General features: G+C 73.1%; 20 protein-coding genes. 14 read left to right on the forward strand and 6 right to left on the reverse strand.

The genetic code is table 11. The features are described from left to right. Positions 1-16 precede the first annotated feature (16 nt). Together ABZU69_RS29145 and ABZU69_RS29150 are read left to right on the forward strand one after the other, a co-directional pair. On the forward strand, positions 17-1,045 hold the full coding sequence (locus ABZU69_RS29145; RefSeq protein WP_354967506.1) for a ferrochelatase: 1,029 nt from the start codon (positions 17-19) through the stop codon (positions 1,043-1,045). Between the two features lie 36 nt (positions 1,046-1,081). Then, positions 1,082-1,861, forward strand: coding sequence for an HAD-IIA family hydrolase (locus ABZU69_RS29150; protein ID WP_354967507.1), 780 nt, complete (start codon positions 1,082-1,084; stop codon positions 1,859-1,861). Positions 1,862-1,870: 9 nt separating this feature from the next. Here ABZU69_RS29150 and ABZU69_RS29155 read toward each other — a convergent pair whose 3' ends face one another. Continuing rightward, a complete protein-coding gene (locus ABZU69_RS29155) occupies positions 1,871-2,665 on the reverse strand; it encodes a hypothetical protein (RefSeq protein ID WP_354967508.1) in 795 nt (264 codons plus the stop codon). 262 nt (positions 2,666-2,927) lie between these two features. Between ABZU69_RS29155 and ABZU69_RS29160 the strand changes: the two genes are divergently transcribed. After that, positions 2,928-3,740, forward strand: a complete 813-nt coding sequence (locus tag ABZU69_RS29160) for a DUF3097 domain-containing protein (protein ID WP_354967509.1) — start codon at positions 2,928-2,930, stop codon at positions 3,738-3,740. A gap of 43 nt (positions 3,741-3,783) precedes the next feature. On the opposite strand, the gene ABZU69_RS29165 is transcribed toward ABZU69_RS29160, so the two are convergent. Continuing rightward, positions 3,784-5,097 (reverse strand): serine hydrolase domain-containing protein, encoded by a 1,314-nt coding sequence (locus ABZU69_RS29165; RefSeq protein WP_354967510.1) that lies wholly within the window; start codon positions 5,095-5,097, stop codon positions 3,784-3,786. A 131-nt stretch (positions 5,098-5,228) separates the two neighbouring features. On the opposite strand from ABZU69_RS29165, the gene ABZU69_RS29170 reads away from it, so the two are divergent. The 4 genes from ABZU69_RS29170 to ABZU69_RS29185 all read left to right on the forward strand — a co-directional run bounded on the left by ABZU69_RS29170 (position 5,229) and on the right by ABZU69_RS29185 (position 10,137). Next, positions 5,229-5,702 (forward strand): NfeD family protein, encoded by a 474-nt coding sequence (locus ABZU69_RS29170; protein WP_354967511.1) that lies wholly within the window; start codon positions 5,229-5,231, stop codon positions 5,700-5,702. Positions 5,703-5,707: 5 nt separating this feature from the next. After that, positions 5,708-6,814: an SPFH domain-containing protein gene (locus ABZU69_RS29175; protein ID WP_354967512.1), complete on the forward strand. Its 1,107-nt coding sequence runs from the start codon at positions 5,708-5,710 to the stop codon at positions 6,812-6,814. 151 nt (positions 6,815-6,965) lie between these two features. Then, positions 6,966-7,727 carry a hypothetical protein gene (locus ABZU69_RS29180; protein ID WP_354967513.1) on the forward strand — a complete coding sequence of 254 codons (762 nt, stop codon included), beginning with the start codon at positions 6,966-6,968 and terminating at the stop codon, positions 7,725-7,727. A gap of 211 nt (positions 7,728-7,938) precedes the next feature. Then, on the forward strand, positions 7,939-10,137 hold the full coding sequence (locus tag ABZU69_RS29185; RefSeq protein ID WP_354967514.1) for a transglycosylase domain-containing protein: 2,199 nt from the start codon (positions 7,939-7,941) through the stop codon (positions 10,135-10,137). 22 nt (positions 10,138-10,159) lie between these two features. Here ABZU69_RS29185 and ABZU69_RS29190 read toward each other — a convergent pair whose 3' ends face one another. Beyond that, positions 10,160-10,513, reverse strand: coding sequence for a hypothetical protein (locus tag ABZU69_RS29190; protein ID WP_354967515.1), 354 nt, complete (start codon positions 10,511-10,513; stop codon positions 10,160-10,162). Between the two features lie 203 nt (positions 10,514-10,716). On the opposite strand from ABZU69_RS29190, the gene ABZU69_RS29195 reads away from it, so the two are divergent. Together ABZU69_RS29195 and ABZU69_RS29200 are read left to right on the forward strand one after the other, a co-directional pair. Continuing rightward, positions 10,717-11,511, forward strand: coding sequence for a helix-turn-helix transcriptional regulator (locus ABZU69_RS29195; RefSeq protein ID WP_354967582.1), 795 nt, complete (start codon positions 10,717-10,719; stop codon positions 11,509-11,511). Further along, on the forward strand, positions 11,502-11,690 hold the full coding sequence (locus ABZU69_RS29200; RefSeq protein ID WP_354967516.1) for a DUF397 domain-containing protein: 189 nt from the start codon (positions 11,502-11,504) through the stop codon (positions 11,688-11,690). Before ABZU69_RS29195 ends, ABZU69_RS29200 begins: the two co-directional genes overlap by 10 nt. A gap of 16 nt (positions 11,691-11,706) precedes the next feature. Here ABZU69_RS29200 and ABZU69_RS29205 read toward each other — a convergent pair whose 3' ends face one another. After that, positions 11,707-13,515 carry a thiamine pyrophosphate-requiring protein gene (locus tag ABZU69_RS29205; protein ID WP_354967517.1) on the reverse strand — a complete coding sequence of 603 codons (1,809 nt, stop codon included), beginning with the start codon at positions 13,513-13,515 and terminating at the stop codon, positions 11,707-11,709. A gap of 169 nt (positions 13,516-13,684) precedes the next feature. On the opposite strand from ABZU69_RS29205, the gene ABZU69_RS29210 reads away from it, so the two are divergent. Together ABZU69_RS29210 and ABZU69_RS29215 are read left to right on the forward strand one after the other, a co-directional pair. Next, entirely contained in the window at positions 13,685-14,494 is an 810-nt protein-coding gene (locus tag ABZU69_RS29210) for an RNA methyltransferase (RefSeq protein ID WP_354967518.1), read from the forward strand. A gap of 73 nt (positions 14,495-14,567) precedes the next feature. After that, on the forward strand, positions 14,568-16,376 hold the full coding sequence (locus ABZU69_RS29215) for a PucR family transcriptional regulator (protein ID WP_354967583.1): 1,809 nt from the start codon (positions 14,568-14,570) through the stop codon (positions 16,374-16,376). 32 nt (positions 16,377-16,408) lie between these two features. On the opposite strand, the gene ABZU69_RS29220 is transcribed toward ABZU69_RS29215, so the two are convergent. Then, entirely contained in the window at positions 16,409-17,758 is a 1,350-nt protein-coding gene (locus tag ABZU69_RS29220) for a hypothetical protein (RefSeq protein ID WP_354967519.1), read from the reverse strand. A 92-nt stretch (positions 17,759-17,850) separates the two neighbouring features. On the opposite strand from ABZU69_RS29220, the gene murD reads away from it, so the two are divergent. Continuing rightward, entirely contained in the window at positions 17,851-19,200 is a 1,350-nt protein-coding gene (murD, locus tag ABZU69_RS29225; protein WP_354967520.1) for a UDP-N-acetylmuramoyl-L-alanine--D-glutamate ligase, read from the forward strand. Positions 19,201-19,218: 18 nt separating this feature from the next. On the opposite strand, the gene ABZU69_RS29230 is transcribed toward murD, so the two are convergent. Continuing rightward, entirely contained in the window at positions 19,219-20,184 is a 966-nt protein-coding gene (locus ABZU69_RS29230) for a hypothetical protein (RefSeq protein WP_354967521.1), read from the reverse strand. Between the two features lie 84 nt (positions 20,185-20,268). Here ABZU69_RS29230 and ABZU69_RS29235 point away from each other — a divergent pair, with 84 nt between their 5' ends. Together ABZU69_RS29235 and ABZU69_RS29240 are read left to right on the forward strand one after the other, a co-directional pair. Continuing rightward, positions 20,269-21,138 (forward strand): hypothetical protein, encoded by an 870-nt coding sequence (locus tag ABZU69_RS29235; protein ID WP_354967522.1) that lies wholly within the window; start codon positions 20,269-20,271, stop codon positions 21,136-21,138. Between the two features lie 24 nt (positions 21,139-21,162). Further along, complete coding sequence (locus tag ABZU69_RS29240; RefSeq protein WP_354967523.1) at positions 21,163-21,927, forward strand: hypothetical protein; 765 nt, start codon at positions 21,163-21,165, stop codon at positions 21,925-21,927. The last annotated feature ends 55 nt before the right edge of the window (positions 21,928-21,982 follow it).

The raw sequence follows: 21,982 nt of genomic DNA on the forward strand, positions 1-21,982 counted from the left end.
CGGCAAGAATGGACCCATGGCGTACGACGCGGTGGTGCTGGTGTCCTTCGGTGGGCCGGAGCGGCCCGAGGACGTGATGCCGTTCCTGCAGAACGTGACCCGGGGCCGGGGCGTGCCGCCCGAGCGGCTGGCCGAGGTCGCCGAGCACTACCAGCATTTCGGCGGGGTGTCCCCGATCAACCAGCAGTGCCGTGACCTGCTGGCCGCCGTCCGCGCCGACTTCGCCGCACACGGTCTCGACCTGCCCGTCTACTGGGGCAACCGCAACTGGGACCCGCTTCTCGCGGACACCGTGACCCAGATGCGCGACGACGGCGTCAGCCGGGCGCTGGCCTTCGTCACCAGCGCGTACGGCGGCTACTCGTCCTGCCGGCAGTACCAGGAGGACATCGCCGCCGCCCGGGCCGCGGTCGGCCCGGACGCCCCGGTGATCGAGAAGCTGCGCCAGTTCTGGGACCATCCCGGCTTCGTCGAGCCGCACGTCGACGCGGTCCGTGCCGCCCTGGGGCAGCTCGACCCGGCGAAGCGGGACGGCACCCGGCTGGTCTTCACCGCTCACTCCGTCCCCACCTCGATGGCGGCCAACGCCGGCCCGCACGGCGGCCGGTACGAGGCGCAGCTGCACGAGACCGCACGGCTGGTGGCCGCGGCCGCCGCTCCCGACCTGCCGTACGACCTGGTGTGGCAGAGCCGCTCCGGGCCGCCGCAGGTGCCGTGGCTGGAGCCGGACATCAACGACCACCTGGCGACCCTCGCGCAGGGCGGCACCACCGGCGTGGTGGTCAGCCCGATCGGGTTCGTCTCGGACCACCTTGAGGTGGTGTGGGACCTGGACACCGAGGCGCTGGAGACGGCCAAGCAGCTCGGCCTGGACTTCGTCCGGGCCGGCACCCCGGGCACCGACCCGCGCTTCGTGGCCATGGTGCGGGAGCTGGTCACCGAGCGGACCGACCCGGACGGTGCGCAGCTGCGCCGCCGCCTGGGCGAGCTGCCGATGTGGGACACCTGCCCCACCGTGTGTTGCGTGCCGACCCGCCGCCCCTGACCGTCCACCCGCCCACCGACACCCCGGGGATGACCGATGCATGACCGCAAGCCCGTCGAGAGCTGGCTGACCGACATGGACGGCGTGCTCGTGCACGAGGGCCAGCCGGTGCCTGGCGCGCCGGAGTTCATCAACCGGCTGCGCTCGTCCGGCAAGCCGTTCCTGGTGCTGACCAACAACTCGATCTACACCCCGCGCGACCTGACCGCCCGGCTGAGCCGGATGGGGCTGGACGTGCCGGAGGAGTCGATCTGGTCCTCCGCGCTGGCCACCGGCCAGTTCCTCGCCGACCAGCGGCCGGGCGGCACCGCGTACGTGATCGGGGAGGCGGGGCTGACCACGGCGTTGCACGCGGTCGGTTACGTGCTCAGCGACTTCGCCCCGGATTACGTGGTGCTCGGTGAGACCCGCACCTACAGCTTCGAGGCGATCACCAAGGCGGTCCGGTTGATCAACGACGGGGCTCGGTTCATCTGCACCAACCCCGATGTCACCGGTCCGTCGGTGGAGGGCGCGCTGCCCGCCGCCGGCTCGGTCGCCGCCATGATCTCCAAGGCGACCGGGGTGGAGCCGTACTTCGTCGGCAAGCCGAACCCGATGATGATGCGCTCGGCGCTGAACACCATCAACGCGCACTCCGAGAGTACCGCGATGATCGGCGACCGGATGGACACCGACATCCTGTGCGGGCTGGAGGCCGGGCTGGAGACCATCCTGGTGCTCACCGGGATCAGCAGCCGCACCGAGGCGGAGCGTTACCCGTACCGCCCGTCCCGGATCATCAACTCGGTGGCGGACCTGCTCGACGAGGTCTGACCAACCTCGTCAGGGGCGCAGTGGAGCGTTGCAGGCGGCCACCAGCGCCTGCCGGCAGGCCGTGGTGAGCGGGCGGAGCGCGGCGTCGCGCTGCTGCGCCTCGTAGTTGTTGATCGCGCCACCGGGCGCGGCGTGCCCGGCCAGCGCGAGCACCCGGTCGAGCACCGCGGCGCGGGCGAAGAGTCGGCGGGCCCGGGGGTCGAAGCCGGGCGGCAGGTCGGTGGCGCCATCCGGGCGGCGCAGCGCGGCCAGCGCCCCGGCCAGCTCGGGCCGCCACTGGGCGACGTCCAGGCGGGTCAGCGCGGCGGTCGTCTCGGCGAGCGCGGCAGCCAGTTCGGCCTCGGCCTCGGCGGCGCCGGGCAGCGACAGCGACGCGGCGGGCGCGTTGGCCGGCAGCGGGTAGACCCGCCAGAGCACCGTCTCGAAACAGTCTCCCGAGCCGGAGGTGTGCAGCCGGACCTGCGGGATCAACCCGAGCCCACCGGCCACCACCGCCTCGCCCGCGTCCAGCGCCGCGCCGGCGAAGTCGCCGGGGCCGGGCAGCCCCCGGGGGTCGCCCGGCGCGGGCAGCACCAGACGGATCTCGTCCGGGGAGAGCTTGGCCAGGGTGGGCAGCGCGGCGCCCAGCGGGACGTCGGTCCAGGTGCCGGGGGCGTCCGCCACGAGGTGCTCCTCGTCGCCGGCGATGGCGTCGGCGACCTCGTCGTACGGCACCAACCCGGCGCGCCACGCGCGCACCCAGGCGACGAACCGGCTCGACCGGCGCGGCGTGAGTGTGGCCGCGCCCGCTGTGGGGGTGGACATGCCGAAAGGGTACGTGGTCAGCGGTGGCCCTGTCTCGACTGCCGCTCCGGCCGCCCTGCCTGCCCCGAACTGCCCCCTTCGCCCCACTCGCGGCCCACCCACTGCTCAGGTCGATCATGGAGCCGTGGTGGGCGGTCCCTGCTGATTCGTGCCGTTTCGCGGGGCACCACAACTCCATGATCGATGCAGCCGAGGGTGGGGGTGCAGGGCTCGGCGGTGTGTCGGGATGGTGGCCGGGGGTGGCGGGGTTAGCGTGATCGACATGGCGGGGCGATACGGCGAGGACGTGTTGGCGGGCGACTGGCGGCGGCGGAAGGTCACCCCCGAGGTGGACGCCGAGCCGGATCTCGTGGTGGAGGACGCCGACTCCGGGTTCTGCGGGGCGGTGGTGGGCTTCGAGGCCGGCGCGGTGGTGCTGGAGGACCGGCACGGCCGGCGACGCAACTTCCCCCTGCTACCGGCGGCGTTCCTGCTCGACGGCAGCCCGGTCACGCTGCGCCGTCCGGCCCGCGCGCCGGTGCCGGCGGCCCGCCGGCGCACCGCGTCCGGCTCGGTGGCGGTGGACAACGTCCGCGCCCAGGTGGCCAGGGCCAGCCGGATCTGGGTGGAGGGCATTCACGACGCGGCGCTGGTCGAGCGGATCTGGGGCGACGACCTGCGGATCGAGGGCGTGGTCGTGGAACCGCTGGACGGCATCGACGCCCTGGACGCCGAGGTGCGCGACTTCGCCTCCGGCCCGACCCGCCGACTCGGCGTACTCGTCGACCACCTGGTGCCGGGCAGCAAGGAGAGCCGGATCGTGGCCCGGGTGACCTCGCCGTACGTGCTGGTGACCGGGCATCCGTACGTGGACGTCTGGCAGGCGGTCAAGCCCGCGGCGCTGGGCATCGCGGCGTGGCCGGTGGTACCGCCGGGGCGGCCGTGGAAGGAGGGGGTCTGCGCGGCCCTCGGGGTGGCCGAGCCGGCCGACATGTGGCGGCACATCCTGTCCCGGGTGAACACCTTCGCCGACGTGGAGACCCCCCTGATCAACGCCATGGAACGCCTCATCGACTTCGTCACCGACCCAGCCTGACCGACCCGGCCCTGCCCTCGACGGACCAGCGAGGCGACGCGGGTCAGGGCTCCCGGTCGGGGGTGCGGGTGTGGACGAAGGTGGCGATGTCCAGGGCGACCGCCCGGCCCTGCTCGTCCCGGCACACGGTGAGGATCTCGCCATCCTGCCCGCCCGCGCGGCCCCGCCAGCGGTCCGGTCCCTCCGCGACGAAGCGCAGGTCCGGCGCGCCGACCGGGCCCGCCAGCAGCTCGCCGGCGGCGTCCACGGTCACCTCGATCTCGCTGCCCATCCACCACCAGCGGCCGGTCAGCTCGGCGAGCTCGGCGGGCGGTGCGGCTGCGGCTGGCCGCCACGGGGTGACCGGCGTCGGGTCGGCGTCCAGCACCAGCGTGAGCAGCCGCCGGCCGAGTGCCCCGAGGTGCCCGGTGCGCAGGCCGTACGAGTTGGCGAAGCCGACCACGGCGGTGCGGGTGGGCCGGTGGACGGCCAGCGAGGCGATGTAGCCGGGCATCGAGCCGCCGTGCCCGACGTACACCCGGTCGCCCTCCCGGAAGAGTTCCAGCCCGAGGCCGTGCCCGTGGTTCCAGGACTCCAGGTCGCTGATCACCACGGGGGAGCACATCTCGGTCAGCGTCTCGGCGGCCAGCACCTTCGGGTCCGGGTCGGCCAGGAACGCCGCCCACCGACCCAGGTCCTCGATCGTCGACCAGAGCTGCCCGGCCGGGGCCATCGCCCCGGTGTCGGTACGGGGCTCCTCGCGCAGCGTGTCGTGCCACGGGTGGACGACGTAGCCACGGGCGAACGGTTCGGTGGCCGCGTACGTGGTGCGGCGCATCCCCAGCGGGGCGAGGACCCGCTCGCTGAGCAGGTCCGCCCAGGGAGTGCCGGTGAGCCGTTCGAGCACCCCGCCGAGCAGCCCGTACGCCAGGTTGGAGTAGTGGTATGTGGCGTGCGGCGGGTAGGCGATCTTGTCGGCGGTGAGCCCGGCGAGCAGGGTGGTCAGGTCGGCGCCCGCGGTCCGCTCCCACCAGTCGCCCTCGGGTTCACGCTGGATGCCGCTGGCGTGCCCGAGTAGTTGGCGCAGGGTGAGTGTGCCGACGCCGGTGCCCGGTAGGTGCCGCTCCAGCGGGTCGTCCACGGCCAGCCGGCCGGCGTCGCGCAACTGCATGATCAGGGTGGCGGTCATCGTCTTGCTGATCGAGCCCAGCCGGTACTGCAGGTCGATGTCCGCGCGGGGGTGCTCGCCGGCGGCGGCCAGGTGCGCCAGCGTGCCGTCGCGGACCACGCCCAGCACCAGCGACGGGGCCCGGCCGTCGGCCTGCGCCTGGGCCACCTGGGCGTCGACCTGTCGGGCGGTCTCGGGCAGCAGGGTCAACGGGAACTCCTTGCTCGTCGGCTCGGCCGGATCACCATTTCTGGGGTGTTTCGGCGGGCCAGGTGGGTTCCGCCGAGCCTACTGATCATCACGGGTCGGCCGCGCGTGCATTTGCGTGTCACGATCGTGGTGTGGACGCCGTGGTGTGGATCGTGTTGGGTGTGCTGCTGGTTGTCGCCGAGGTCTTCACGACGACGCTTTTTCTGATCATGTTCGGGGTCGGCGCGTTCGCCGCCGCGGGCGCGGCCGCTCTGGGCGCGCCGGTGGCGGTGCAGGCATTGGTGTTCGCGGTGGTGTCGGCGCTGAGTCTGGTGGTGGTCCGCCCGGTCATCCGGCGGCACCAGCGCTCGGCACTGGACAGCGGCGAGCAGGCCTTCGGCGTGGAGGCGATCGAGGGCTCCATGGCGTCGGTGCTGGAGCGGGTGGACGCCGAGCGCGGCCTCGTCAAGATTGACGGGGAGCTGTGGAGCGCCCGGTCGTACGACACGACGCAGACGTACGAGCCTGGTGAACGGGTGCGAGTGATAAAGGTCCGGGGCGCGACCGCCCTGGTCTGGCAGGACGACGTTTCTTCCGCCGGCGAGCTGCCGGAAGCGAGAGGGTGAACGGGATGACGGCCATAGGCGTACTGCTGATCGCAGTGGCGTTGATCGCTGTGGTGACGCTGGCAAAGGCGGTGCGGATCGTGCCGCAGCAGCGCCAGGACGTGGTGGAACGGCTCGGAAAGTACAAGCGCACGCTCAGCCCCGGCCTCAACCTGCTGGTGCCGTTCATCGACGCGGTACGCACGAAGGTCGACATGCGGGAGCAGGTCGTCAGCTTCCCGCCGCAGCCGGTGATCACCTCGGACAACCTGGTGGTCTCGATCGACACGGTCCTCTACTTCAAGGTGGTCGACTCGGTTCGGGCGACGTACGAGATCTCCAGCTTCCTGCAGGCCATCGAGCAGCTCACCGTCACCACGCTGCGTAACGTGATCGGCTCGCTGGACCTGGAGCGCGCGCTGACCAGCCGCGACGAGATCAACCGGCACCTCTCGGGCGTGCTGGACGAGACCACCGGCCGCTGGGGCATCAAGGTGACCCGGGTGGAGATCAAGGCGATCGAGCCGCCGGCCAGCATCCGCGACTCCATGGAGAAGCAGATGCGCGCCGAGCGGGACCGTCGCGCGGCGATCCTCACCGCCGAGGGGCACAAGCAGTCGCAGATCCTCACCGCCGAGGGTGAGAAGCAGTCCGCGGTGCTGCGGGCCGACGGTGACCGGCAGGCGCGGATCCTGCAGGCCGAGGGTCAGGCGAAGGCGATCCGGACGGTCTTCGACGCGATCCACCAGGCGAACCCGAGCCAGAAGGTGCTCGCTTACCAGTACCTGCAGGCCCTGCCGCAGATCGCCCAGGGCAGCGCCAACAAGGTCTGGATCATCCCGGCCGAGCTGACCAAGGCACTGGAGGGGATGGGTGGCGCGCTCGGCGGGCTGAGCCAGATGGTGGGGGACCTGCCCGCGCCGGAGGCGGCCGACCACGCGAGCCAGGTCGAGCGCGAGGCCGCGCAGGCCGCGCAGGCCGCGGCGGACGCCGCCCAGCAGATTCATGACGAGGTACGCGTCGCCGAGGCGCAGGCCACCGGTGGCAGCAAGCAGCAGGGGCTGCCCGCGCCGGAGCCGGTCTCGCCGGCCAGTCTGGTCAACGACCCGACCGACCAGCGCGAGCGCGAGTAATCGAGTTGGCCGGCCGTCCGGCCGGATAAATGCGAGAAAGACTCATGGGGCGCTCCGACGCCTGCCACGATCGGTCCTAGGACGGGTGGTGACGAGGCAATCGGGGCGCCCCGGCGCGTCCCGCACCGCTCGTGGACGAGCGAGGTGACGCATGAAGGATCCGGCGAATCGGATGTGGTCCTCGGAACCGGTGCCCGGCGCGCACGACCCGGCCGGCCCGCTGGGCTCCCGGGCCAGCGGTGGCGGGTTCGGCGTACTGCCCTTCGTCGGCGAGCCGACCCCGGCCGGGCCGGCAACGAACGCCAGTTGGGCCTGGTCGGTGCGCCGGTTCGCGCGGGCGGCGGTGTGGCTGCTGCCCGCGTACGCCATCCTCTACGGCGCGGTGGCGATGGCCAGCGACGGCGGGGTGGGCAACGACCCGTATCCGGCCGACGGCCAGGCGGCGTACCTCATCGGCTGGGTGGCCGCGGTCTGGCTCGGCCTGCTCGCGCTGCTGGCCCTCACCGGGCTGCTGGCCGCGACCCGCAGCCGCCGGGTGGCCACCGCCGGGCTGCTGGTCAGCATCGCCGGCACCGTGCTGATGCTGCCCTTCGCCGGGCTCGCCGAGCAGACACCGGTCTTCGGCGTCACCGCGCGTTCGCTGGTCCTGGTCGGCGCCACCTTCTACAGCGTGGGCTGGGTCCTCACCGGGTGGGCGGTGGCCCGTTCGGGCACGTTCAGCCTCGGCGACGGGGTCATGCTGATCATCGCCGCGCCGTTGCTCGGCCTGGGCGGCGCCCTGATCGGCTCGTTGCAGACGTTCGGCGCGATCTTCGTGCTGATCGCCGGCATCGGCATCGGCTACCGCTCCGGCCGCCTGATGCCCCGCGAAACGGCCCGCGACGCCGCCAGCGCCAGCCTCTCCACCCCCTGACACACCCCGCTTTAACCACCCACCCCACCCGGTGATCAAGAGGTTTGCGTCAAAAAGGGCCTCCTGGTTGACGCAAACCTCTTGATCACCGGTGCCAGGGGAGCGCGCGGGGTGGGGGTGGTGGGAGTTGGCTGGTGGGGGGCCGTGAAGTTGCTGACAATCCGGGGTTGAGGGTGGTTGGTTGGCGGCTTTCGTGGCAATCCTGGGGAGCATGGCCGCCTCTCGCTCGCCGCTGTCGCGGCTGTTCACCGTGCTGCTCGCCGGCTTGCTGGCCGGGCTCGCCCTGGCAGTCGCCGCGTTGCCGGGCAACCTGCTGCTCGGGTTCGCCACCCGCTCCGCGATCGGGACGTACGCCGCGTTGCCCGACGCGCTGCGCACCCCGGCCACCCCGCAGCGCTCCTACCTCTACGCCAATGACGGCAAGACGCTGATCACGACGTTCTACGACGTGAACCGCACCGATGTGCCGCTGTCGGAGATCGCCCCGGTGATGCGGCAGGCGATCGTGGCGGCTGAGGACCGGAGGTTCTACGAGCACGGCGGCGCCGACCTGCGGGGCCTGGCCCGCGCGCTGGTGGCGAACGTCAAGGGTGGCGGCACCGAGCAGGGCGGCTCGACCCTGACCATGCAGTACGTCCGTAACGTGCTCAAGACCGACCCCACTCGCACCGCCGAGGAGCGCGCCGCCGCCACCGATCCCACCATCGGCCGCAAGATCCAGGAGATCCGGTACGCGGGCGCGCTGGAGCGGAGCCTCGGCAAGGACGAGATCCTCAACCGGTACCTGAACATCGCCTACTTCGGCTCCGGCGCGTACGGGATCGCGGCGGCCAGCCAGAAGTACTTCGGCAAGCCGCCGGCGCGGTTGACCCTCGCCGAGTCGGCGCTGCTCGCCGGTCTGGTGCAGTCCCCGGACGCGTACAGCCCGATCGGCGGGGACAAGGACGAGGCGCTGGCCCGCCGGTCGTACGTGCTGGACTCGATGGCCGAAACCGGGGCGATCACCGCAGCGCAGGCCGCGCAGGCCAAGGCCGAGCCGCTGACCCTGCACCCGACGCAGCAGCCCAACGGTTGCACCTCCGTGGCCCAGGGCCACGACGACTGGGGCTACTTCTGCGACTACCTGCGTCGCTGGTGGGTGACCCAGCCGGCGTTCGGGGCCACCGTGCCGGAGCGCGAGCAGGCTCTGCGCGCGGGCGGCTACACCGTGGTCACGTCGCTGGACCCGCAGGTCCAGGCCACCGCGCAGCAGCAGGCCACCAAGGTCTACGGGTACGACAACAAGCGCGCCCTGCCGATCGCGGCCGTGCAGCCGGGCACCGGTCAGGTGCTGGCGATGGCGGTCAACCGGCACTACAGCCTCGCCGACAACCCGAACGGGCAGGCCAACTTCCCGAACACCGTCAACCCGCTGATCTCCGGCGGTGCCAGCGTCGACGGGTACCAGGCCGGTTCGACGTTCAAGCTGTTCACCATGCTCGCGGCGCTGGAGTCGGGCCGTACCCTCTCCACCGGCTTCGACGCGCCCGCCAAGCTACCCACCCGGTACGCCGCCGAGGGCCCCGGGAGCTGTGACGGCCATTGGTGCCCGGCCAACGCCAACCCGGACTGGATGGACGGGTACCGGATGATGTGGGACGGCTTCGGCCGCTCGGTGAACACCTACTTCGTCTGGCTGGCCGAGCAGGTCGGCCAGGACAAGGTGGTGGAGATGGCGCAGCGGCTCGGCATCACCTTCCGCGCTGGCCCGGACGCCGACTTCGCCAAGAACGATGCCGCCAACTGGGGTTCGTTCACCCTGGGCGTGGCCGCCACCACCCCGCTGGACCTGGCCAACGCGTACGCCACGGTGGCCGCCGAGGGCACCTACTGCACGCCGGTGCCGGTGGTCTCGGTGACCGCCGCGAACGGCGACAAGGTGCCGGTCGGGCAGCCGTCCTGCAAGCGCGTGCTCGACGCCGACGTGGCCCGTGCCGCGACCGACGCCGCCCGCTGCCCGGTCGGGCAGCAGTCGCCGTACGGGCAGTGCAACGGCGGTACGGCCACCGGCGTGAACGACATCCTCGACGGCCGCCCGGTGGCCGGCAAGACCGGCAGCTCGGAGCAGAACGCCACCGAGACGTTCGTCGGTTTCACCCCGCAGGTCGCGGTCGCCGGCATCGCCGCCAACCCGGACGACACGACCGACTCGGTGGGTTCCGCGGTGCAGGCCAAGGTGATCGACGCGGTCGCCCGGGTCATCGCCACCGCCGTCAAGGGCCAGCCGGAGAAGGCGTTCGTCGCGCCGAGCCGCGAGCTGGCCGGCGAACCCCGCCGCCCGGTCGAGCGGGCTCCCGTCGTCCCCGACCGCAGGTCCGACCAGGACGACCCGCGGTCGTTGCTCCAACGCTGGCTCGACCGTCGCGGCTGACCGCACCCCCGGCGGGGGTCGGTCAGCGGAAGCGCGGGTCGGCCCAGTCGACGAAGCGGGCGAAGAGCGCGTGCGGACGCGGCGTGTCGTAGGGGTTGAGCGTGTACAGGTCACGGGTGGCGTGAGCGAAGACGCCCGTCAGCAGGACGTAGAGCGGTACCCGGTCCGCCTCGTGCCGGGCCCGCAGCAGCAGCCGGGCCACCGCGCACGGCCACGGGTCACCGCACCCGGCGCACACCCAGAGCGGCTTCAACGGCCGGTGCGGCTCCAGCCACGCCGGTAGCTCACCCACCGCCGTCGGCCGGCACCGATCCGGGGGTACGCGGGCCGCCGCGTCGCGTGTGCCAGCGCCGTCGTTCAGGTCTGCTCCGTTCACCATGTCTCCTTCTGCCCAGGGGGAGCGGCGCCGGGGCGTACCGGGGGAATGGCCGCCGACCCGGCGCCGCGTGCTTCACAGTCTGCTGACCAGGCCACTACGCTCGGAAGCTTCCGCAGTGGGGCGGGGAGCATCGGACCGGCACCCGAGAGTGCCCGGGAACCGGCCCGGCCCGCCGTAGAGGAGGTGGAGAGCCGGTGAGCGTGTCCGCGTCGGAGTTCCTGGTTCGCGAGCTGCGCCGGCAGCGCACCCTGGCCGGGCTCACCCAGGACGAGCTGGGCGAGCGGGCGCACTTCTCCGGCAAGCAGGTCAGCGCGGTCGAGTTGGGCACCCGCCCGCCTCGCGAGGACTATCTCGCCGCCGTCGACCGGGCACTGGACACCGGCGGGCTCTTCGTGCGGCTCTGGGCCGATCTGGTGAAGGACGACGCCGCCGCGCCGGTCTGGCTGCGCGAATGGATCGAGTTCGAACGCGAAGCCGTCCTGCTCCGCTGGTACGAGCCGCTGTATGTCCCGGGGCTCCTGCAGACGCAGGACTACGCGAGGGCCACATTGGCCGGCGGGCGGTTCACCGTCGAGGAAATCGATCGGGCCGTCGCCTCGCGCCTCGACCGGCAGGCGATCTTGACGCGGGAGAAGCCAACGCAACTCGTGGCCGTGGTCGACGAGGCGGTGATCCGTCGGCCGGTCGACCGACCTGGGTTGATGGCCGCCCAACTTGCCAGACTCGTGGAGCTGGCGGAACTGGACCACGTGCAGTTGCAGGTCGTGCCAGCCGAGACGGGAATGTATCTGGGCATGGCTGGCCAGTTCATCATCGCCGAGCTGCCGGACGGCGATCGGGTCGCGCACGCCGACAATCAGCTCACCGCGCAGATCGTGGAGCAGGCCGCGGACGTTGCTAGGCTGTCGGGCACCTGGGAGATCGTGCGGAACGAGGCACTCTCCCGGCGACAGTCACTCGACTTGATCAAGGAAGTGGCGAAGACATGGACCTGACGGGTGCCCACTGGCGCAAGTCGAGCCGGTCCGGCGGCAATGGCGGCTCCTGCGTGGAGGTAGCGGACAACCTGCCGGGGGTGGTGCTGGTCCGGGACACGAAGGACCGCTCGGGCGGCACCCTCGCGTTCGCGCCGACCGCCTGGCGGGCCTTCGTCGGCTTCGCCCGCCAACGCTGACCTCGCCGGCCGGCGGTCAGCCCTGCCGGCGACGTGGGCGGTAGCTCGCGATGGTGGCGGGCAGGCCGCGGCGGATGATCCCGGCCCAGTCGGTGTCCCCGCGCAGCACCGCGGCTGCGGTCTTGCGCGCCTGCTCGGCGGTGAAGTGCGGTGGCAGCATCAGCTCGGCCGGGTCGACCAGCGCGTTGATCACCACGGGACGGTCGGCCGCGAGGGCTCGCTCCCAGACGCCGGGCACATCGTCGGGGGAGTCGACCAGCTCGCCGTGCAACCCGAGCACCTGTGCCCACTGGTGGTAGCCGATGTCCGGCAGCTGCTGGCTGTCCGGGAACATCGGCGTCCCCTCACTTGAGCGCTGCTCCCAACTGACGAACGCCAGGTCCCGGTTGTTGAGCACCAGCACCACGAACCGCGGGTCGGCCCAGCTCCGCCAGTACTTGGCCACGGTGATCAGCTCGTTGACCCCGTTCATCTGCATCGCCCCGTCGCCGATGAGCGCGACGAGGGGTCGGTCCGGGTGGGCGAACTTGGCGCTCAGCGCGTACGGCATGGCGCCGCCCATGGACAGCAGCGTGCCGGAGAGGCTGGCCAGCATCCCGGGGCGGACCTGCACGTGTCGGGCGTACCAGGCGGTGGCGGTGCCGCAGTCCACGGCGAGCATGGCGTTGTCAGGTAGCCGCTCGCTGAGCGTGCTGAACAGCAGCTGCGGGTTGACCGGGTCGGCGTCCTGCTCGGCCAGGTCGCGCTGCACCCGGCGCCACGCCGAGGTGGCCTCGGTGATCTCCGTCCGCCATTCGGTCGGCCCGGGACCGGGGCCCAGCTCGCGCAGCAGCGCCCGCAGGGTGGGGGCGGCGTCGCCGGTCAGGTTGACCTCGGTCGGATACCGCAGCCCGAGCTGGGTGCCGTCCAGGTCGATCTGCACCCCGCGGGCCTGCCCGGGTGGCGGATAGAACTCCGAGTACGGCATGTTGCTGCCCACGATCAGCAGGCGGTCGCAGCGACTCATCATCTGCCAGCTCGGCCGGGTGCCGAGAAGCCCGATCGCGCCGGTCACCCACGGCTCCCGGTGGTCGACGGCGGTGAAACCGAGCAGCGCGGTGGCCACCCCGGCGCCGAGCCGCTGGGCGATCTCGCGGACCTCGTCCTTTGCGCCGAGGGCGCCCTGCCCCACCAGCATCGCCACCCGTTCCCCGCCGCGCAGCACCTCGGCCGCCCGGCGCAGGTCCGCCTCGGGCGGCACGGTCGGCGTGCTGCTCGGCACGTTGCTGGTCTGGTAGTAGCCGTGCGCGTGCGGCGGGTCCGGGACGGCCGGCTTGTCCTGGAGGTCCGCGGGAAGCACCAGGGCGGTGACCGTACGCCGGGCCAGCGCCGTGCGGCACGCCCGGTCGACGAGGTGACGGACCTGCGCCGGGTGGTCGAGTTGGGCCAGGAACGCCGCGGCCACGTCCTTGTAGAGGGCGAGCAGGTCGACCTCCTGGTAGTAGCCGCCACCCTCGGCGGTGACCACGGTGTGCCCGACCAGGGCGATCACCGGCTGGTGGTCGAGCTTGGCGTCGTACAGGCCGTTGAGCAGGTGGATGGCTCCCGGACCGCTGGTCACCAACGCGCAGCCCAGCGGCCCGCCGCCGTACTTGACGTGCGCCGACGCGGCGAAGCCGGCGGTCTCCTCGTGCCGCACCTGGACGAACTGGGCCCGCTCGTTGGTGCGTTGCAGGGCGGAGGTGAGGCCGTTGATGCCGTCGCCGGGATAGCCGAAGTAGCGGTGCACTCCCCAGCTGAAGAGGCGGGCGACGATGTGGTCCGCGACGGTCGGCTGCTTGGGCATGGTGCCTGCTTCGCCCGGCGCGGTGTGATCTGGGCTCACCTGGCTGGTCCTTCCCGTCGGGTCCGGTACGTCGCACGCCATTCCCCTTCCTTTACGGACAAAACACCCTCAATGCCGTGGGCTCGACCGGCTTCGGAGTGCCCGGCCGGGCGTCCGGCAGAATCGTCGGGTGCCCGTCCACCAGATCACCGACCCCGACGACGACCGGATCGCCGACTACCGCGCGCTCACCGACGTCGAGCTGCGCACCCGTTGGGAGCCACCGCACGGCCTGTTCATCGCCGAGGGGGAGCTGGTGCTGCGCCGGGCGCTGCGCGCCGGCTACCCCGCCCGGTCGTACCTGATCGACGCCAAGCGCACCGACCAGCTCGCCGACCTGGACACCGGCGACGCGCCGGTCTACGCGGCGACGCAGGACGTGCTGGAGCGGGCCACCGGTTTCCACGTACACCGGGGGGTGCTGGCGTCGTTCCACCGCCGGCCGCTGCCGACAGCGGCCGAGGTGCTCGCCACCGCGCGCCGGGTGGTGATCCTGGAGGACGTCAACAACCACACCAACCTCGGCGCGATCTTCAGGGCGGTGGCCGCCCTCGGGGTGGACGCGGTGCTGCTCTCGCCGAGTTGCGCCGACCCGCTCTACCGGCGCAGCGTCCGGGTCAGCATGGGGGAGGTCTTCGCCGTCCCGTACGCGAAGCTGGATCCGTGGCCGGACGCGCTCGCCGAGGTCCGGGCGGCCGGTTTCACCGTGCTGGCCATGACCCCGGCGCCGGACGCGGTGCCGATCCAGCGCCTCGACGCCACCCAGCGGGCCCGCTCGGCGCTGCTGCTCGGCGCCGAGGGCGCCGGCCTGACCCGGGCCGCCATGGACGCCGCCGACGTCCGGGTGGTCATCCCGATGCGCCGTGGCGTCGACTCACTCAACGTGGCCGCCGCCACCGCCGTGGCCTGCTGGGAGTTGAGCCGCGACGACCCGTGGTGAGGGCGCGGACGCCCTTGTCAGCCGATTGGACGCGGAGCAGATCCGACCGGTGACCCGGCCCGTCGGCGGCGGCATGTCGAGTTCCGGTGTCACGGACGGTAGCGTGGCGGCCGTGTTCCCTACCGTCCGTGAGGTCCTCGCCCTCGACCCGGTCCGCCACGGCGCGCCGCGCGTGGTGGCCGGGGACGCCGGGCTGGACCGGCCGGTCCGTTGGGTGCACGTCGCCGAGGTGCCGGACATCGCCACCCTGCTCGGCGGCGGCGAACTCGTGCTCACCACCGGCATCGGGCTGCCCGGTGACGACGCGGGGCTGCGCGCGTTCATCGGCGACCTGGCCGACGTCGGCGTCTCCGGGCTCGTCGTCGAGCTGGGCCGCCGGTACGTCAGCGGGGTGCCCCGGGTGATGGCCGCCGCCGCCGAACGGCGCGGCCTGCCCCTGGTGGAGCTGCGCCGGGCCACCCCGTTCGTACGGATCACCGAGGCCGTGCACGCGCTGATCGTCGACGCGCAGCTCACCGAGCTGCGCGCCACCGAGGAGATCCACCAGCGGTTCACCGACCTGTCGGTCGAGGGCGCGGACGCCGCCGAGGTGATCCGGCAGGCCGCCGAGCTGTCCGGTTGCCCGGTGGTGTTGGAGAACCTGTCCCGGCAGGTGCTGGGGTACGACCCGGCGGGCGAGAGCGCCGAGCTGCTGCTGGACGGCTGGGAGCAGCACTCTCGGCGGATCCGGCCGGCCGGGCGGACCGCGTACGACCCCGACAGCGGCTGGCTGGTGACGGTCGTCGGCGCCCGGGGGCAGGACTGGGGACGGCTGCTGCTGCGCTGGCCGGCCGGCGGGGAGCTGCCCAGCCGCCGAGGCGCCGACCCGGTGGAGCCCGACGCACGCCCCGGCAGCGGGCCGCCGACCCGGCTCACCATCCTGATCGAGCGGGCCGCGTCCACCCTCGCGCTGGGCCGGCTGATCCGCCGCGACGCCGAGGGGCTGGAACGGCAGATCCACCGCACCCTGCTGACCGCGTTGCTCGACCACTCCCGGCCGGTGGATGAGGTGGCATTGCGGGCGAAGGCGCTCGGCGTGGTGCTCGAACGCCGGCACCTGGTCGGCGTGATGGTCCGCCACCGGGCCGACGACCCGGCCGGCGAGGGTGGCCCCGAGGCCGGCCCCGCCCGGCTGCGGGACCTGTCCGAGGCGGTCGGCCAGGCGTTGCGGGAGGCGAAGCTGACCGCGCTGACCAGCGCCGTCGACGACCACTCGGTGGGCGCGCTGCTGGCCCTGCCGGACCCGGCCGCCGAGGACCGCGCGCTGTCCGCGTTCGCCGCCGCGCTGCGCCGGGTACGCCTCGACGCCGGCACGGTCCGGACCGCGTCCGGCGCGGACGCGTCCCGGATGGTGTCCGCCGCCGACCCGTCCCGGGCTGCCGGCGGTGCTCCCGGCGGGGTGATCGTGGCCGCCGGGTCCGGGGTGGGCAACCTGCGGGAAGCCCGACGGTCACTGGTCGAGGCGCGCCAGATCGCCGAGGCGGCCCGCCGGGACCGGCGTGATCTGCCGATCTTCCGGCTGCCGCACGTCGGGCTGGCCGGCCTGCTGCACCTGCTGCGCGACGAGCCCCGGTTGCAGACGTTCGTGGAGCGCGAGCTCGGGGCACTGCTGGAGTACGACGCCCGGCACCCCCGGGAGCGGCTGCTCGACACCCTGCGCGCGTACCTGGAGCAGGGGCGCAACAAGTCCGCCGGCGCCGCCGCCGCCCACCTGTCCCGGCCGGCCTTCTACGAGCGCCTGGCCCGCATCGCCCGGATTCTCGACGTCGACCTCGACTCCGTCGAAGCCTCCCTCTCCCTACACGTCGCCCTACTGGCCCTGGACGCCGTCCGGACCCCCTGACCCACCCGGCCCCGCCCCGGGCCCGGGGCGGGTCAGGTGAGGGCTGTCAGGGCCTTGGCGTAGGTGGGGGGGATGTGGTTGGGGCCGCCGGGGGTGAAGACGTCCGAGGTGGCCACCGCGGACCAGGCGGTGGCTGGGACGGCGTCGACCAGGGCGCGGATCACCGGTGCGTCGCGCCACTGGTCCTGCTCGGCGAGCAGGCCCAGAGCCACCACCGACTCCTCGACCTCGCCCACGCACTCGAACGGCTTGTGCCCGTCCACGCCCAGCAGTTCCCGGTAGCCGGGGATCTGCTCGGGGTCGGCGAGCAGGTCGCCGCCGAAGATGTGGGTGACCCGCTCCCGCGGCATGAACGGCGCCATGGCCAGGAAGACGAACCGGCACTTCGGGCAGTTGCGGCACCAGCGTTCGCTCGCGTCGCGCAGCTTGAACGCCTGGTTGCAGCTGGTCACCACGTCGTCGTACCGGGTGAATTCGGCGAACAGTCGGGCGATGTGCAGCTCGGACAGCGAGCGCAGCAGCGAGAAGTACGGCTCGGTCAGGCCGGCGTGCTCGGCCAGCGCCGCGCGCAGCAGCCCTTCGGCCTCGACGCCCTTGGACCACTGGTGGTTGATCTCGTGACCGTTCCAGACCAGGTTCGGGTCGGACGCCGAGCGCTCGTTGGACATCACCACCGGGCCCAGCCCGTGCAGCACCGCGGTCGCCACGGCGATCAGCGAGTTGATCGCGGTGACCGGGATGTGGCCGTTCAGCGCGCCGGCCGCGTTCAGGTCGAACAGCACCGGGTCGATCCGCCGCCGGGCAGCGAGGGGGGTCAGCCCGGACGCCTCGTTGACCGAGACGATCACGTGGTTCGGGTTGACCGAGAACGGCACCGGGTCCAGTTCGGCTCGGCGCAGCGCCTCCAGGCTGACGATGGAGTCCTTGCCGCCGCCGACCGCGGAGAGGGGGCGACGGTCGGAGTCGTCGTACACGCGCGGCGACTCCGGCGAACCGGCTGGCACCTCCGGCCGCAGCTCCAGCACGTGCGGCAGCTGGTTGCGGTACGCGTACTCCGCCAGGCCCCTGGTGTAGACGGCGGTGACGTAGTCGACGGTGGCCGCGCCCAGCGGCGCCGGCAGCACCAGCCGGGGCGGCGCGGCGGCCTTGTAGTAACTGACCCCGGCGACCAGGTGCAGCACCTCCAGCACCCGGCCGAGGGTGGCCACCGTCTCGTCCGACGGCGGCTCCGCCGGCAGCGGAAGGGTGATGACCTCGGTGAACCGCTGCTCGCCGGCCGGGCCGGTCAGGGCGTAGTCGAACAACACCTCGCCGGTGGCGAAGTCGATCGAGTAGGACGGGAAGGTGAAGGCGTCCATCCGCCGGAGCTGCTCGTTGGGCACACGCCATACTAGGCCCTGGTTCGTCCGGCCGTGTCCGGCTGCGCCGGACCGAGCCCTGCCCCACCGCCGCCGCGACCACCGAGGAGAGCCCCGTGCGCCTGTCTGACCTGCGCGGACGTACCGTCGCCGTCTGGGGTACCGGCCGCGAGGGCCGGGCCGCGGTGACCGCGATCGCCGCGCACGGCCCGGCCGACCTGGTCGCCGTTGACGACAGCGCCAACTTCCTCTCGCTGCCGTGGGACGGCCCGCTGGCCGAGGCGGCCCCGCTGGTCACCGGCGAGGCGGGCTTCGAGCGGCTGGCCGCCGCCGACGTGGTGGTCCGCTCGCCGGGCGTGCCGCAGACCCACCCGTGGCTGGTCGAGCTGCGCAGGCGCGGCGTCACCGTGACCCAGGGCACCGCGCTGTGGATGGCCGACCACGCCGCGCGCACCGTCGGGGTCACCGGCAGCAAGGGCAAGAGCACCACCTCCAGCCTGATCAGCCACCTGTTCACGGCGATGGGCCGGCCGAACGTCTTCGGCGGCAACATCGGCGTGCCCACGCTCGACCTGCCGGAGGCCGAGCTGTACGTGCTGGAGCTGTCCAGCTACCAGTGCAGCGACCTCAGCGACTCGCCCCGGGTGGCCGTGGTCACCGCGCTCTTCCCCGAGCACCTGGACGCGCACGGCGGGGAGCGGGAGTACTACCGGGACAAGCTCAACCTGCTCGCCCACGGCCCGGAGACGATCGTGGTGAACGGCGCCGACCCCCGGCTCGCCGCCGAGCTGGGTGATCGCCCGGTGGTCCGTGCCGGTCGCCCCGACACCACCAACGTGGCCACCGGCGCGGACGGCACGCCCTGGTTCCACCTCGGCGACCAGCCGCTCTTCCCGCGCGCCGTGCTGCCCCTGGTCGGCCGGCACAACGAGGGCAACCTGTGCGTGGCGCTCGCCGTGCTCGACGCGCTCGGCGTGGACGTGGTGGCCGAGAAGGACAGGCTCGCCGTCGCGGTCGCCGGGTTCCAGGGGCTGGCCCACCGGCTCACCGAGATCACCGACCCGTCCGGGCTGACGTTCGTGGACGACACCCTGGCCACCAGCCCGTACGCGGCCATGCACGCCATCGACGCGTACGACGGCCGGCCGTTGACCGTGATCGTCGGGGGCACCGACCGGGGTCTGGACTACACGCCGCTGGCCGAGCACCTGGCGGAGCGGGAGTTGACCGTGATCGGCATCCCGGACAGCGGTACCCGGATCGTGGCGGCGCTCGCCAACCTGCCCAAGGTGCGTACCGAGCTGGTCGACGACCTGGTGGACGCGGTGCGGCTGTCCAGGGAGCTGACCCCGGCCGGTGGGGTGGTCCTGCTGTCCCCGGCGGCGCCGAGCTACGGCCAGTTCCGCAACTTCGAGCACCGCTCGGAGGTCTTCGCCCAGGCCGTCGCCGACACCGCCGGGGCGTGACACCGCGCCCGGCCGGGGTCAGAGCGGGTCGGGCCGGTCGTGCAGGGCGCGCATCGAGCGGATCGCCGAGCGGATCTCCTGGAGGTAGCGCCCCGGCGTGAGTGTCTGCTCGGGCAACACGGCCAGGTCGGCCAGCGTCGGGTCCACCCCGACGGTGTCGATGCCGCAGCCGTACGGCACGGCCAGGGTGCGTAGCGCGTCGCAGTGCTGGAACGGCACGTAGATCGGCGCGGTGACCATCAGCACCTCGTCGCCCGGGGCGAGCTGGACGTGCGCCGCCCAGAACCGCTGTGTGTCGGCGGTGTGCGCGCGCCGCCGGTACGGTTCGCTGGACGGCGCGGCGAGCACCCGCACCGGCGGCAGGCCGACCGGTCGGTAGGTCCGCGACGACCAGGAGTGGTGCGGGTGCCCGGCGTCGACACCCTCCTGCTCGGCCGGGGCGGCCACCCCGAACACCCGCCGGACCGCCGTGTCCAGCACATCCACCTCGGTGTCGTCGGCGGGCAGGCCCGCATCGGCCAGCGTCCGGCGTTCCCAGTCGGACAGCGGCCGGAAGCTGCCGAGCACGGCGACCTCGCCGTCCACCCGCAGTCCGGAGCGCAGCAGGTGGGCGGCGTACCCGACCCGGCGTACGCAGGCGTGCGCCAGGCCGCCGAGCACCACCAGGTGGGCGTACGCCGACCGGGCCGGCGCCACCGGCCGGATCAGGCCGAGCGCCGCCGCCGACGCGAGCACCAGCTCGACGGTGCCGGGGTCGAGGTCCGGCTCCCGGGCGTCGGGCCGTTCCCGGCCGCCGCGGAAGTCCCAGTGTCGGGCGGAGAACTCGTCCAGGAACCGGAGCACGTCGGCGAGGTCGCCGTCCGGCCAGCTGCCCCCGAAGTGCTCGACCAGTCGGCGTATCGGGTCTGCGGAGACCCACTCGGCGATGCCGGCGGCCGGTTCGCCCGGCGCCCCGGTCGGCAGCGGTACGGGCAGCTCAGGCACCGCCGGATCGTACCGGGCCGGCGGGGCGGCCTCGTTGTCGTCCCGTCGTACCCTGACGGCAGCCGGCGCCCGGGAGGTACCTCGATGGCCGATTTGCTCCACCGGCCCCGCAACGACCGGGTCGGGCCGGCGGGTGGCTTCGTCCGGCTGCTGGCGCACACCGACCCGGTCGCGCTGGTCGGCATCCTGCTGTCGGTCTCGCTGTCCGTCACGTTGGACCTGACCAACGCGGCGACCGGGGTGGAGTCGCTGCTCGCCGGGCTGATGGGTACCACCATCTCGCTGCTGGTGGACTCGCTGGCCCGCGCCGAGCGCCGCTTCCACCTGCGGACGTTGCTGGAGGGGCCGTCCTGGCTGGTGCACGCGGTGCCCGAGCTGGTCACCGGCACCCGGGAGGCGGTCGAGCGGCATCCGGGCAGCCGGGTCGCCGAGGAGGCCCGGCGCCGCTTCGAACGGTTCCGGGCGCAGACCGAGCAGTTGCGCGCCGGGCAGATCATCCGGCCGGGCGACGACTGCCAGGACCTGCTCGGCGCGACCCGGGAGTGCGTGCGGCGGCTGGACGCGGTGACCAACGTGATGCCGAGGGCCAGCGGCGAGCTGAGCTGGTGGCGTGGCGACGTCGGGCGGCACTACTGGGCGGCCAACACCGAGGCGCTGGCCCGGGGGGTACGGATCACGCGGGTCTTCCTGCACGCCGGCCTGACCGACGAGCTGAGCGAGCTGGTGCGGGCGCAGCAACGGGCCGGGGTGCGGGTGGGGCTGCTGCCGTGGGGCGTGGTGGAGGCCTCGCGGCACGTCAACCTGACCCTGTGGGACGGCACGGCGCGCTGGGAGGGTGTGATGAGCGCGCACGGCGAGATCACCGAGAACCAGTTCTCGGTCAACGCCGCGGACCTGGCCCGGCTGACCGACGTCTTCGAGGTCTGCGTCGAGGCCGCGACCTTCCTGGACTGACCGCGACCGGAGGGCGGCCCGCCGATGACCGTGAGCGCTGTGCTGCTGGTGACGGCGGTGGTGTGGGCGGTCAGCCTGATCCGGTCGGTGCGCCTGCGGGCGTTCGTCTACAGTCTCCCGCTGCCGATGTCGCTGGCCCTGGTGAGCACCGGGCACCGGGTGCAGGGCGCGCAACTGCTCGGGGTGCTCGGCCTCAACCTGTTCTTCGTCGTCGTGGCGGTCACGCATCATCGGCTGTGCTGGCCGATCCTTCTCGCCGACGCCGCCGGGATCGCCGGGTACGTGGCGTTCAGCGCCGGCCTGCTGGCCGTGCCGGTGCCGTTCGCGCTGGCGCTGTGCGCCAGCGTGGCGCTCTGGGCGCTGGCGATGCTGATGCTGCGCCGGCAGCATCCCGCCCCGCCGCCACCAACCGAGCCGCCGCAGGAGACCGAGCTGCAGGTGGAGGCGGGGCGACGCCTGCCGGCGCCGGTGAAGCTGCTGGTGATCCTGGTCGGCGCGACGCTCACCGGGCTGCTCGGCGAGCTGCTGCGCGCGATGGTGGTGACCTTCCCGTACTCCGGGGTGCTGGTGGCCGTCGAGAGCCGTCGCGACCTGGTGGCGTTCACCCGGCACTTCGCCCGCGACAGCCTGGCGCTGGTCGGCTTCCTGGCGGCGTACCACTGGTGGCAGGACACCTCGCCGGCTACCGCCCTGGCGGCCGGCTGGGTGGCCTTCGCGCTGGTGGCCGGGGCGCTGCACGCGGCCTCGCGGGTCGGCGCGGTCGGTCGCCGCGCCGCCGCCGCCGGCTGACGTCTGGCCCGCCGCCCGAGGCTGACGCACTGTCAGGAGCGGGCGCGCGCTGCGC

The organism is Micromonospora sp. NPDC005206 (genome assembly GCF_040608175.1).
Lineage (GTDB): Bacteria > Actinomycetota > Actinomycetes > Mycobacteriales > Micromonosporaceae > Micromonospora.

Bases quoted from the DNA above. Each gene is read 5' to 3' on its own strand.
- ABZU69_RS29145 (WP_354967506.1), top strand. From the start codon at position 17: ATGGCGTACGACGCGGTGGTGCTGGTGTCCTTCGGTGGGCCGGAGCGG.
- ABZU69_RS29150 (WP_354967507.1), top strand. From the start codon at position 1,082: ATGCATGACCGCAAGCCCGTCGAGAGCTGGCTGACCGACATGGACGGC.
- ABZU69_RS29155 (WP_354967508.1), bottom strand. From the start codon at position 2,665: ATGTCCACCCCCACAGCGGGCGCGGCCACACTCACGCCGCGCCGGTCG.
- ABZU69_RS29160 (WP_354967509.1), top strand. From the start codon at position 2,928: ATGGCGGGGCGATACGGCGAGGACGTGTTGGCGGGCGACTGGCGGCGG.
- ABZU69_RS29175 (WP_354967512.1), top strand. From the start codon at position 5,708: ATGACGGCCATAGGCGTACTGCTGATCGCAGTGGCGTTGATCGCTGTG.
- ABZU69_RS29180 (WP_354967513.1), top strand. From the start codon at position 6,966: ATGAAGGATCCGGCGAATCGGATGTGGTCCTCGGAACCGGTGCCCGGC.
- ABZU69_RS29185 (WP_354967514.1), top strand. From the start codon at position 7,939: ATGGCCGCCTCTCGCTCGCCGCTGTCGCGGCTGTTCACCGTGCTGCTC.
- ABZU69_RS29200 (WP_354967516.1), top strand. From the start codon at position 11,502: ATGGACCTGACGGGTGCCCACTGGCGCAAGTCGAGCCGGTCCGGCGGC.
- ABZU69_RS29205 (WP_354967517.1), bottom strand. From the start codon at position 13,515: ATGCCCAAGCAGCCGACCGTCGCGGACCACATCGTCGCCCGCCTCTTC.
- ABZU69_RS29215 (WP_354967583.1), top strand. From the start codon at position 14,568: ATGTCGAGTTCCGGTGTCACGGACGGTAGCGTGGCGGCCGTGTTCCCT.
- ABZU69_RS29235 (WP_354967522.1), top strand. From the start codon at position 20,269: ATGGCCGATTTGCTCCACCGGCCCCGCAACGACCGGGTCGGGCCGGCG.
- ABZU69_RS29240 (WP_354967523.1), top strand. From the start codon at position 21,163: ATGACCGTGAGCGCTGTGCTGCTGGTGACGGCGGTGGTGTGGGCGGTC.